General features: G+C 40.9%; 13 protein-coding genes. All 13 read right to left on the bottom strand.

The window, feature by feature from the left end:
* Nucleotides 1-93: 93 nt before the first annotated feature.
* Nucleotides 94-1,002: an acyl-CoA reductase gene (locus JCM17102_RS27785; protein WP_275564405.1), complete on the bottom strand. Its 909-nt coding sequence runs from the start codon at nt 1,000-1,002 to the stop codon at nt 94-96.
* Nucleotides 986-2,071: a LuxE/PaaK family acyltransferase gene (locus JCM17102_RS14320; protein WP_033886892.1), complete on the bottom strand. Its 1,086-nt coding sequence runs from the start codon at nt 2,069-2,071 to the stop codon at nt 986-988. Before JCM17102_RS14320 ends, JCM17102_RS27785 begins: the two co-directional genes overlap by 17 nt.
* A gap of 18 nt (nt 2,072-2,089) precedes the next feature.
* Entirely contained in the window at nt 2,090-3,496 is a 1,407-nt protein-coding gene (locus JCM17102_RS14325) for an AMP-binding protein (protein ID WP_025075640.1), read from the bottom strand.
* A gap of 12 nt (nt 3,497-3,508) precedes the next feature.
* Nucleotides 3,509-4,243: an SDR family NAD(P)-dependent oxidoreductase gene (locus JCM17102_RS14330; RefSeq protein ID WP_025075641.1), complete on the bottom strand. Its 735-nt coding sequence runs from the start codon at nt 4,241-4,243 to the stop codon at nt 3,509-3,511.
* Nucleotides 4,230-4,469 carry a hypothetical protein gene (locus JCM17102_RS14335; protein ID WP_025075642.1) on the bottom strand — a complete coding sequence of 80 codons (240 nt, stop codon included), beginning with the start codon at nt 4,467-4,469 and terminating at the stop codon, nt 4,230-4,232. Before JCM17102_RS14335 ends, JCM17102_RS14330 begins: the two co-directional genes overlap by 14 nt.
* A 54-nt stretch (nt 4,470-4,523) precedes the next feature.
* Entirely contained in the window at nt 4,524-5,276 is a 753-nt protein-coding gene (locus JCM17102_RS24050; protein ID WP_033886896.1) for a glycosyltransferase family 2 protein, read from the bottom strand.
* Nucleotides 5,277-5,289: 13 nt separating this feature from the next.
* Nucleotides 5,290-5,997: a hypothetical protein gene (locus JCM17102_RS14345; RefSeq protein WP_025075643.1), complete on the bottom strand. Its 708-nt coding sequence runs from the start codon at nt 5,995-5,997 to the stop codon at nt 5,290-5,292.
* Nucleotides 5,998-6,295: 298 nt separating this feature from the next.
* The gene (locus JCM17102_RS14355; RefSeq protein WP_025075644.1) at nt 6,296-7,093 is read right to left on the bottom strand and encodes a glycosyltransferase family 2 protein; all 798 of its coding nucleotides are present in this window, start codon (nt 7,091-7,093) and stop codon (nt 6,296-6,298) included.
* A complete protein-coding gene (locus JCM17102_RS14360) occupies nt 7,090-7,395 on the bottom strand; it encodes a glycosyltransferase family protein (protein WP_025075645.1) in 306 nt (101 codons plus the stop codon). The genes JCM17102_RS14355 and JCM17102_RS14360 overlap by 4 nt, the downstream gene beginning before the upstream one ends.
* Complete coding sequence (locus JCM17102_RS14365; protein WP_025075646.1) at nt 7,392-8,186, bottom strand: glycosyltransferase family protein; 795 nt, start codon at nt 8,184-8,186, stop codon at nt 7,392-7,394. Before JCM17102_RS14365 ends, JCM17102_RS14360 begins: the two co-directional genes overlap by 4 nt.
* Nucleotides 8,186-9,418: a hypothetical protein gene (locus JCM17102_RS14370; protein WP_025075647.1), complete on the bottom strand. Its 1,233-nt coding sequence runs from the start codon at nt 9,416-9,418 to the stop codon at nt 8,186-8,188. The genes JCM17102_RS14365 and JCM17102_RS14370 overlap by 1 nt, the downstream gene beginning before the upstream one ends.
* The gene (locus tag JCM17102_RS14375) at nt 9,397-10,590 is read right to left on the bottom strand and encodes a Coenzyme F420 hydrogenase/dehydrogenase, beta subunit C-terminal domain (protein ID WP_025075648.1); all 1,194 of its coding nucleotides are present in this window, start codon (nt 10,588-10,590) and stop codon (nt 9,397-9,399) included. Before JCM17102_RS14375 ends, JCM17102_RS14370 begins: the two co-directional genes overlap by 22 nt.
* The coding region (locus JCM17102_RS14380) for a polysaccharide pyruvyl transferase family protein (RefSeq protein ID WP_025075649.1) at nt 10,591-11,039 on the bottom strand (449 nt) is incomplete at its 5' end.

Genomic DNA, 11,039 nt, shown 5'->3' on the forward strand with positions numbered 1-11,039 from the left:
CAAGGCTCTCAATAGTCTTCTCCGAGAAGTAACCACAAGAGCATCGGAAGTCATCTATATTAATTGGTACCTCGTTGAGATCTACACGCACCACTATATTATCGGGCATCGGTTCAGCATGATGTTCATACATACCGCCTGACGATAGAGGGCTGTCAATTTATCAACCGCCATCACAGCCTGCAACTGATACTTGGTTGCCACATGATCATGAACAGCACTCCAAAAACGCTCTTTTGCTTCTGTTAGCGAAGGGTCGTTGAGCCAGAAGATAGTATGTGGCGCCGAACAAGCATTCTGATCAAAGAGATAAGTGTCATTGTAGAACGCCTCAGCCAACTTCTTCATCTCTGTATTGCTTGCTGCCATAATAGCCGAAGGACGAATGACCGCGATCGAGTAACGGTCGGCAAAGCAAACATCGAACGAACGTACCGGAATGGAATTCTGACGGATGGTCTGAATGGTAGCATCACCTCCCCAAATTACACGCACATTGGCTATAGATGAGAAGTATGCGCTTGCATCACTCGAACGGTCGTAACGCACCAATGCAATGCGATTTGCAACCTCGTTGTACTGTCCGCTCTCCAACAACTCATGCATATGTTTGATGATGAGATCAACCTGTGCAAACTGCTTCGAACTGACGCGCACGATATTGGCATTTCCTGCCAAAAGACCTGCAACCAGCGAATAGCCAAAGTTGATAGGCACATTAGAAGGAGCAATATGAAAGAGCACTCCACGCCCCAAACGCAATTCATCTACATGCACATACTGAACTTTGAGCTTCAATAAATTAGCCTTTCGGCAGAAATAAGCAAAGGTAATAGCATCTGGATACAGACGACTCAATCTATCTTTCATGATCGCTCCGGAAAGGGCATTCAGAAACTCTACAACTTCGTCAGAAAAAGGCACATCAGGACGATATGCGGTAAACTCCTCCCAATTTATCTCCTTCGGGAAGAGTAATGTATAATTAGAACTTGGCTGCATAAGTATCACTACATCCGCGGATTTCCGCATTTTTAATTCTACCTTCAATCTTGAAATATTTACCCTTCAGACCGCATGGGCAATCGTCCTCACCGAGTATCATTCCTTCATCCTCGGTCAAGAGCACATGTCCCGGGTAGGAACCTGGGAGTACACTCACTACCTCAATTAATCCTTTCTCACCGACATTAGCCAATGAAAAGTCGTAAGGACGACGAATCAACAGATCGCTGAAAGCACTGGCGTGCAGATGACCACATTTACACTCCATATAGACGCAACCTGTTTGCTCCACCATACCATAGTAGTCATGCACGTTTTCGGGAAGAATTCCACAGGCCTCATTCAAACTTGCTTTGTACTCTTCAGAAGACACCTTCTCGTTAAGCAATTTCTTCCAACCACCGCCATGAATCAGTACTCCCTTGCTCAAGTCAGGTCTATAACCTGTTTCAAGCAGTTTCTTGTAGAAGTGTTGCCATACCATAAAGGTAAAACCAAACATAAAGATAGTCTCACCTTGGTGTGCTTCAAGAAATGCCTTCATACCCTCAATATCGAGTTCCATATTCTCATCAAGCGCATACTGGCGCTTGCTACCAAACATAGAGAAACCCAAGATACCTGCGCCACGAGCTGAGAACATATTTCTATTCTTAATGACCGACGACGAATCCAATATCAGCATCGGCACACGTTGAGTACCAAGGAAGTGACTGACTATCTTAGTCAAGCACTTCTGTTGTGCGCTTGACGTCTCTCTATCCAAGAAGATACGGCTCACAGCCTGACCGGTGGTGCCGCTTGAGGTCATGGTCTTCACTACCTCATCCTTTGCACAACTACGCAGTTCAAACTCTTTAAACAGACGAACTGGCAAAAAAGGCAACTTCTCATAGTCGGGAAGGTTGTTGATATCCAAGCCAATCGCATCCATCATCTTTCGGTATGGTTCACACTGAGCATAGTGCTTGCGAGTCAGCTTATGCAAACGTTCATTCAGCAACTGGCGTTTCTGCTCTTTATCCAGTGAATAAGGAGCGATTTCCAGAATTTCGTTTATATCCATAATATCTCATCTAAGTGGTTACAGCATTTCCTGAAGTGTTGGATAGTCAATCTTACCCGATGTCTTCACTGGAATGCCATCGATCCTCTTTACTTGGAAAGCGCGAGGGTTGAAACCAGTCTTCTCCACAAGTAAAGCCTTAATCTGCTCTTCCAATCCGTCCTCTGTCACAAATACCGTAATTAGATCGTCCACACCACAGCAAGCGCAATTCGATGTAATAACCTTAACCAGTTGTTCTACAGCATCAAGGTTGGTACGGTTTCCCCAAACTTTAACGAAACGCTTCATACGGCCGGTGATGTAGAAATAGCCATCTGCATCAAACTTCGCTATATCGCCCGTATGGAGCACGCCATGGTTCTCGTCACCTTTCAGTAGATCGGCACGCACTTCGGCATAACCCAAGCAAACGTTCTCGCCCTTATAGAGTAACTCGCCATCTATCTCCGGCTCAGTAATTACGTTACCATCGGCATCCACCAAAGATAGTTCGCCACCAGGGATGGCAATACCAATCGAAGCATTTTTCTCCACCGCCTTATCAAACGGCAAATAACTCATACGCGGAGCCGCTTCAGTCTGGCCATACATTACGATAAACTCCTTACCGTTCTGTTCGGCAAAATCCACAAACTCCTTCACGTAAGCCGCATTCAACTTGCCACCTGCCTGAATCATTGTTTTCAAGTAAGGCAAATCCATACGGAAAAAACGCAAACGCTTAAGCATCTCGTATGTATATGGTACGCCTGCAATCGACGTCGCCTTTTGCTCCTTGATGAAAGTCCAAAACTCACGCTGCATTACTGCCTTATCTGTCAGCAATATAGTAGCGCCCTTTATCAAGTGACTGTTAATCACCGACATACCATAGCTATAATACATTGGCAAGGTAGTCACCGGACGTTCCTCACTCGTAATCGTCAAATACTCAGCAATACTCTCCGCATTACTCTCTAGGTTTCTCTCCGACAGACGTACCAACTTAGGCGAACCCGTACTGCCCGATGTTGTCAAGCAAAGGATGATATCGGAATTGATTTCTTTATTGGCTATAGGTATCTCATAGCTCATTTTCTGGAGCGAATACTCCTGATACTGATAGATAGTTTCGCCACCAGTCTCTTCAATACGTTTTGTAGGCATCCAGAGATATTCCGGTTGATAGACTGCAATCAATCTCTGCACCAACTCCAGATCCTTACTGCCATCCAGCAACACCTGCGGAATGTGCTTGTTCATACAAGCCACATAGCCCACAAACGATCCCAAGAGATTCTCACAGAGGGTGAAGACAAGACCTTTCTGAGTGAAGGCCGAAGCAAAACACTCCACCTCCTCAAGAAGTTCATTATAAGTTAAGGACTCGTTACGGTCGGTCACAATCGCGACATTATCTTTGTATTGTTGTAAATCAAACATTCGTATTCAAACTTAATTAACCATCATACCATCTACCCCCAACACCTGACCGGAGATGTATGATGACATATCTGACGCCAAGAACAAATAAGCATTGGCAACCTCCTCAGGAGTACCCAGTTCACCAAAATAGATTCTTGACTTGATTTGATTCAATGTTTCTTTAGGGGTACTTTGCAGCAAAGAGGTATTAATAGTTCCAGGAGCTACAGCATTTACACGAATGCCATCCTGCGCCAATTCCTTAGCTGCCGACTTTGTCAATGCAATCACAGCACCTTTGCTTGCTGCATACACCATCTGGGCATAGTTTCCACTGATACCCATAATCGATGCCGCATTCACAATACTACCCGACTTCTGTCGTCTCATGATCTTCGACACATACTGAATAAAGTGCATCATTGCAAATACATTCACCTCGAAGGTCTTTTGAATCTGTGCATCAGTTACCATCGAAATCAACGCATCTAGCATAATACCTGCATTGTTCACCAAGATATCAATCTTTCCTTGTTCTTTCTTCACACGCTGAACGAGTGCGATAATAGCCTTGGTGTCAGTAATATCGAAATAACAAGGGATGATACTGTCAGATGCTAAATCATCCATACTACCTTCCATCAAATCGACAGCATATACCGTCGCACCATTCTTGGCGAATGTCTCCATAATGGCGTGACCGATACCACGGCTGCAACCAGTGATGATTGCAACCTTGCCTTCCAATAGATTAGAACTCGACATCGTACTTTGTTTTAAGAATTTCAATACCCTTCTCATAGGATGATAGATCAATTATGTCATCGGTCTCCAACATGATATCAAAAGCATCCTCCAAAGCTGCGGTGAGCGACATATGCCCCACAGAATCCCAAAGTTCTACACCCTGATACTGTAAACCTACGAGCTGATCTTCCGTTATCTGAAGGTTTTCACAAAACACGTTGTTATATTTCTCTAAATTTGTCATGACTTATTTTTTAAGTTAAACTTTTGTTTATTGATCAATATTTCTTTTCGTAAACTATTTTTTTATCACTCCGAAGAAAAGATTTCTGATGGTGTTGAATCCTGCCAGAACCGGGTTCTGATGTTCTGCTTCATTAAAAAGTTTGTAGTGCCACTTGATGAGGGCAGTCTTGCTATGGCGACTGATAGAACCTTGACGGATACGGTATTTAGCCAAAGTATCATCCAATAGGTAGCAAGGAACTTTCTTGCAAACCTTCATCCACATGGCATAGTCGTTGTTCTTCTTAATGTCCTCGATCTGAATCAAGCCCACCGCTTCTTGGTCATAAATGGCGGCGAGGCATCCAATCCAGTCATAGTTGTAAATTGAAATTGGACCGACCTTCTTCGGTCCTGTCACCAATCTGCCTTTTTCTGCGCCATTTTCGTCAATATCAAAGGAGTTATGATAACTGAAGTGATACCCATTCTCCACCATAAACCTCAGTTGCTTCTCCAGCTTCTCTGGCATCCATAGGTCATCGCTATCAAGGAATGCTATCCACCTTCCTTTAGCCTCACGAAGTGCATAATTACGACTCACTGCAGCACCAGAATTATATTCGTTTCTCAGGAATCGGATACGTTGATCCTCCTCCATATATGGCTCCACGACTTTGTCAGACCCATCCGTCGAGCAGTCATCCACTATAATCATCTCCCAGTTCGGATATGTCTGAGCCTGCACACTCTTTATTGTCTCCGAAATAAAGCGCGCACAGTTATAATTTGGTGTTATAATGGACACCAAGCCATAATCTGTCATATAATAATTATTTTCAAAGTTCTCCTCGAGCCATCGCCTCTAGGTTCAGCAAAGCCGTTACGCCAGAATGTTTAATCAACTTTCTAAATGGATATAACATTACTACAATAATACCAACATACCATTTGTAGACTATCTCTAATTGACAGTACGCCTTACGGAAGTGGAATTTATCTATCAGGAAAGGCTGAATATTTGAATGTTCTGTAATTGAACGTGCTCCATCACAAACATATTTCACCCCTCGCTCATTCAGATAATAACGATTCATTTCATATATCAACCCATAGTAAGGATATGTTGAATTGTGCATGTATACAGGATTACACTTCATACTCTGATAGTCGCAGCAGTCATCGAAGATTTTATTTATTGCAAGAGCCACAGGATTCCCTGAGGATAATTCGTAAGCCACCCAAAAATCAAAGTTATCAGCCTTCATCATATAGTCAATCCATTTTAACCAAGATTTCTTTGATACAACATCAGTATGTATCTTATAACTTTTTTGTGCAGATGCTACAATTTCATAACACTTACTTTTGACTTCTTCGCCACCAACCTTTTTAAATGCATATGTTTTGAATGATTTCTTAACTTGATTTCTCATTTTAGAAGAAAGTTCCTCCATTCCTCCAAAAGAGTCCTTAATCACATACCAAAAAGAAGAATTGTCAACTTGGTCAAAATTAAATGTTTGTCTTACTAGGTACCCCCCCATATTTAACAATTGATTACATTTTTTCACTTATTCGCTTCATCTTATGAGGGGGAGAGAGGATATCCAAGCTCCTTTATACAAATTAAAGTCATTCATTATGATTTTGAGTTTTTTAAATTTAGTACCCATTGGTGGAATTAATTTAGTGCATACTTAATTCTGTCTATGGGCTTACTGATCAAATTACATAAATTCAGAATAATCATGATTTTCTTTTTCAAGCACACGTAGTATTCGGACCAACAACTTTGGCTGCTTGAATACAGGGAAAACAAAAGCATGATTTTTCATCGTTATTTTATCTATTTTTTATCCAACAATTGAAATAAACATTGTAGGACTGTTTTAAGCTTTCAAATTCGTTGACAGAAGCGATTTTCATACTTCCATCTTCTTTGTGTACTATCTCCACCTTGGGCTCATAATATGTCTTAATTCCTCTTGAAAGGGCCAACTTACCAAGATGCTCTTCCTCATTAAACAAAAACATTTCCTCATTGTAAAGCGGGTATAAAGACATCAGTACTTGCTTTGGAATAATTACGAAGGCTCCATGGGCAGAAAAGATGCTTCGATTAATCCACGATGTGCAGTAAAACAGAATTTTCTTTAAGCGGGATAGTGCAAAGTATATCCAAATGAGCCTTGTATGATTACCATTGTATATCCATAGTGCAAACCGCCCGGAAAGGCGTGTCGGGTTAAACGGCGAGGATGGATTCTGATTTTTGCCCTTCAAATTGATAATCTTAGGAGCAATTATGGAATTATTGTATTGTCTAAGGACTTTCAAGTCGAGTCGTTTGATTATGATATCAGCGTTAGAGATGACCAGATAATCAAATTCATAATGTTCCATGGCATATTCACATCCTCTGTTGTTTCCTGCCCCATAGCCCTTATTTGGAACCGGAACAAAGTCCGCATTGTATTTTTTAGCTATAGCCTTGAAATCCTGTGTGCAGGAATTATTATAAAAGCTTTCAACCACAATAGTTTTGGCGTTCTTACAAGCGAGGTGTATAAAGAATTCTTCCAAGTCTTGTGTGTTCCGATACACTAACACTACAAAGACTATATCGTATCGTTTCTTCATTTCGGATCAATCAATTTGAGGATCTGCCCGGTTCTTGCTTCCCAAGTATTATCGAGTGCAAAGCGTTGCATTGCATCCTTATCAATTTCACAATCTGAAATGATGTTTTCGCGAATGAACTTACTGAACTCCGAGTAGTCTGAATACAAAGTCACGTAATCAGAGAAAGGTTCTGTTTCTCCATATCTGGTAGCAAGGACCGGTTTACCGGAATAGATATACTCATAGAGTTTTACAGGATTAACAGACTCGATAAGTTCATTGAGAATGAATGGCATAAACAACCCTTTTGCTTTATTCATAATAGCCAGAAGATTTGAATGCGAAGTTGATCCTCTAAACTCCAACCGTTCATGCTGAGGAATTGCTCCATTCGCTTTGGGCCATAGAGCACAACATGTAAATCTGGATATTCATCTAGAGCCTTAAGGGTATTTGTAAAATCGAACCACTCTGATATAGTACCTATATACACAAGCGAATTGTTTGGAAGTCCGATGCCATCAATCTGATCTTCGTAAGTTGAAATATTCTTTGTAATGGCATTATTAACGATAGTATATTCCCTGTCTATACCATAACGTTCATATAGTTTCTTTTGAAGAGCCTTTGCTGAACAAATCACATAATCAGCAGTTTGTAGGATTTCCTTTTCATTTTTTTCCTTGAAGACCTTGTACTTTGGATAATCGTCCATGTATGGAAACGCAGAATAGTCGTCCATACAGTCATATATTACCTTTATCTTTGTCGGATCAATCTTATCCTTGAAAGACCACCACAAAACCGGATCTGTGACCCAAATGTAGTCATAACTATCAACATCTATATTCGTGGCATTCCATATCCATTTATTGATCAGATATGAAAGGTCCACAGGTACAAACGTGAAACGTTCGAAAGGCCAGTTGCGAAATCCTTTAACATGAAGGTTACCTGCTTCAAGAGAAGGATTTTCTCCTTTCTTATTGTGGTTGGACATACGGTAGTACACATCGACTTCGCACGTCTTTGCAAGCTCTTCTGCAATAAATTGTGGCCGCTGTTTTATCCAGCCCCATGATATGTGCATTACATATAATATCTTCTTCATCAAATATTTTGAATTTCATTATTTTTCTTTGCATAAATGGCAAGGACCAAGAACATTGCCATTGTACTTGTTAAGTTAATAGCTGATATGAATGCCAGTGCAATCAAGCAACAAATCAAAGACTTTCCCAAATAGTTGTTATGCTTCCATAAGTCTGCTAGAAACAAAATGAAAATAAAAAGACCTATCAGACCGGTTCTTATCATTATATCCTGGATAGCATTAAAATATGTATCATCATCACCAAACATAAATCCTACTTCAGAGGTATTGATACGAGCTTTTAGTGTAGAGAAATCATTAACTCCGATAATCTTCTCGATCGGACTGAGATTATCATAAACATAATAACCTCTGTAAATTCTGATGAACCCCGACTTCCCGCTTTCGTAGTCAGTCAAAGACAATTGATCCTTTCTGTCTATCAAAGCTTTTCCTTTCTCAGTTGAGAGGTAGTAAATACCACCGGCAACAGCACCAGCAAGAATAACAATAGTAACAGCTATTGTGGCAAATGATTTTTTTTCAGAGAACCTCTTTACTACATACACAACCGCGATTGCTGCCAGTCCGAACACCGCATTTCCAGATTGCGAGAGAAGTAAAGCAACAACTATTATTAATGCCCGAATATTATGTTTTTTATCTTCTGCTCCAAACAATTCAACAGCAAGTAACGGTAAGAGAAATTGAACAAAATGAGCTGGTTCACTGAAGAGAGAGCTTGATCGTCCGATATACATCCGGAACTGAGCGAACTCGGAAGCACTTTCAAAATCACTTAACACCGCTAATCCTGGAATCAAACCGGAAATTCGGGTACCGATAGTATAGAATGTAAACTCCTGCAGAAAGAAGAAACATATAAATCCGAAGCCAATCAATCGATAATACTTTAGCAAAAGCTCCTTATTACTCTTGTCAAATAACATCAAATAAAACAAATAGGAGTGTACAATACCCATAAGAGGTCGTAACCCACTCAGCCCGCTCCATGCAGAAGAAAAGACTACGCTTATTACCCAAAAAACAAAATAGTAATTTAGTTTTCGAGGAAGCACTTTCGGATTTATACCGCATTTTATCAGATAAACAAATATCAGCAGATAGTCCATCACGTCGGCCATACGTATTCCGAAAAGTGAGTAAGTCCTCAATACTGTATATACGAGAAACAGGATACAGACTGCATGAGACAAGAAATCATATTTTATTTTCGCCTGTTTTTCCATTCAATAAAGCCTTTCATGATCTTATATTCAGCCAATTTACACTTGATGAGTGTTGAATAGTAATTAGGGGCACGGAATGTCTTTTTTGCAACCTTTGCATAACCCTTTTCTTTCACTTCCCTATATGATATTTCCCTAAGCCCATTCTTCTCTGATACATGAATCAGATTACCGTTATGCTTCGCACCATCAGCAATAGTAGAATGCCACACCTCGCACATATTCTTTATTTGTTCAAATATTACTGCTCCCTTTGGGCTATTCACGAGCGTGAGCGAAATACCTTTTGAACTGTCAAGATTAGGAAAAAACTCCTTAACTCCCCAATAGTCAGCAAGGGTAATGTCCCCTTGCCTTGGTATGCGAGCAAACTTACAATCATAGCATGAGTAGCGGTAGGTCATAGCGTACATGAAACTGTATAGGTATGGGCTGAGATTGTAAGAAGGGAATTTATAGCGTTTTACCTTTCCCTTGGGGTTTCTGAGATTAAAAATCTCAGAACCCCCCCACGTTTTGTTGTTTCTGAATTGATAGCCAGATACTTTACCTTTATGTTTTTCTTCCAGATACTGAATATGTCGGTCAAACAGCCACTGGCTCGGAACTCCATGGCACACAAGGTCAGAAGTCAAAAGTGTTTCATAATCCTTGCGAAGGAATGCCTTCAAACCAGCCACTTGACAACCTGTGCCAACAAAATAGCACCAACGTCCAGCCTTGAGATCATTCTTGATATCTGCAAAAACACACTGCAAGTCACTCTGGACATATTTGGATCCTCGGAGCAATTGAAGGTCATTTACATTATCTACTCCAATATGCTTTACCTGATGGTTCTCGTCCATGGATGCTCCATATACCTTTCCCCCTTGCTGCAGAATCCAACAGGCAATGGCATAGAACATGCCACCGCTGGAGCTCTTTTTCCGTTGCTCCACGTCTTTAACCATAGCAGCATAGGCAGCAGGAGCCTCCGAATTACTGTAGCTAGGATGTGCTACGGGACAAACCCGTTCACAGAGTCCACAGTTGATGCATTTGTCTTTATTGATCGACGGATAGAGAAAGCCCTCTTCATCCGGCAAAAAAGTGATGGCACTAACAGGACAGGCATGCTCGCATGCAGTACATGCACAACACTCAGATTTGGATAGTGTCTTGAAATACATTTATTGCAAAGCTTGGGCTAGGAAGTCGTATGTTTTTTGACGTTCATGCTGAAGTACAGTATTGACATTGCAAAAACTAATGACTTCGTTTATCTGATTATCGGTAATTTCCGCCTCCAAAAGACGATTATCCAATCCGCAAAGGTTCAGGATGCTAGTAATGCGAGTTGAGAAGTTTGACGGCATATAAGTCCAAAACTGTTTGTTGAGGTTGATAGAGAAAGCTGTACCATGGAATGAGTTTGTCACCACTACTTCGGCATGCATAATCAGCGAAAGGACTTTTCCCGGATCCACAAAAAAGATGGTTTGATCAGCATACTTATCCTTAATGATATTATCAGTATAGGAAATCACCTTGAGGTTCTTTTCCTTGGCTATCTTGCGGACAGTCCGATACACCAAATCCTTGTCCTTGATGTTATAAGGAAGATACACAAAGAGATATT

This window comes from Bacteroides faecichinchillae JCM 17102 (genome assembly GCF_000614145.1).
Lineage (GTDB): Bacteria > Bacteroidota > Bacteroidia > Bacteroidales > Bacteroidaceae > Bacteroides > Bacteroides faecichinchillae.

Coding starts and splice junctions, on each gene's coding strand:
- JCM17102_RS27785 (WP_275564405.1), bottom strand. CDS start 1,002: ATGCAGCCAAGTTCTAATTATACATTACTCTTCCCGAAGGAGATAAAT.
- JCM17102_RS14320 (WP_033886892.1), bottom strand. CDS start 2,071: ATGGATATAAACGAAATTCTGGAAATCGCTCCTTATTCACTGGATAAA.
- JCM17102_RS14325 (WP_025075640.1), bottom strand. CDS start 3,496: ATGTTTGATTTACAACAATACAAAGATAATGTCGCGATTGTGACCGAC.
- JCM17102_RS14330 (WP_025075641.1), bottom strand. CDS start 4,243: ATGTCGAGTTCTAATCTATTGGAAGGCAAGGTTGCAATCATCACTGGT.
- JCM17102_RS14335 (WP_025075642.1), bottom strand. CDS start 4,469: ATGACAAATTTAGAGAAATATAACAACGTGTTTTGTGAAAACCTTCAG.
- JCM17102_RS24050 (WP_033886896.1), bottom strand. CDS start 5,276: ATGACAGATTATGGCTTGGTGTCCATTATAACACCAAATTATAACTGT.
- JCM17102_RS14345 (WP_025075643.1), bottom strand. CDS start 5,997: ATGGGGGGGTACCTAGTAAGACAAACATTTAATTTTGACCAAGTTGAC.
- JCM17102_RS14355 (WP_025075644.1), bottom strand. CDS start 7,093: ATGAAGAAACGATACGATATAGTCTTTGTAGTGTTAGTGTATCGGAAC.
- JCM17102_RS14360 (WP_025075645.1), bottom strand. CDS start 7,395: ATGAATAAAGCAAAAGGGTTGTTTATGCCATTCATTCTCAATGAACTT.
- JCM17102_RS14365 (WP_025075646.1), bottom strand. CDS start 8,186: ATGAAGAAGATATTATATGTAATGCACATATCATGGGGCTGGATAAAA.
- JCM17102_RS14370 (WP_025075647.1), bottom strand. CDS start 9,418: ATGGAAAAACAGGCGAAAATAAAATATGATTTCTTGTCTCATGCAGTC.
- JCM17102_RS14375 (WP_025075648.1), bottom strand. CDS start 10,590: ATGTATTTCAAGACACTATCCAAATCTGAGTGTTGTGCATGTACTGCA.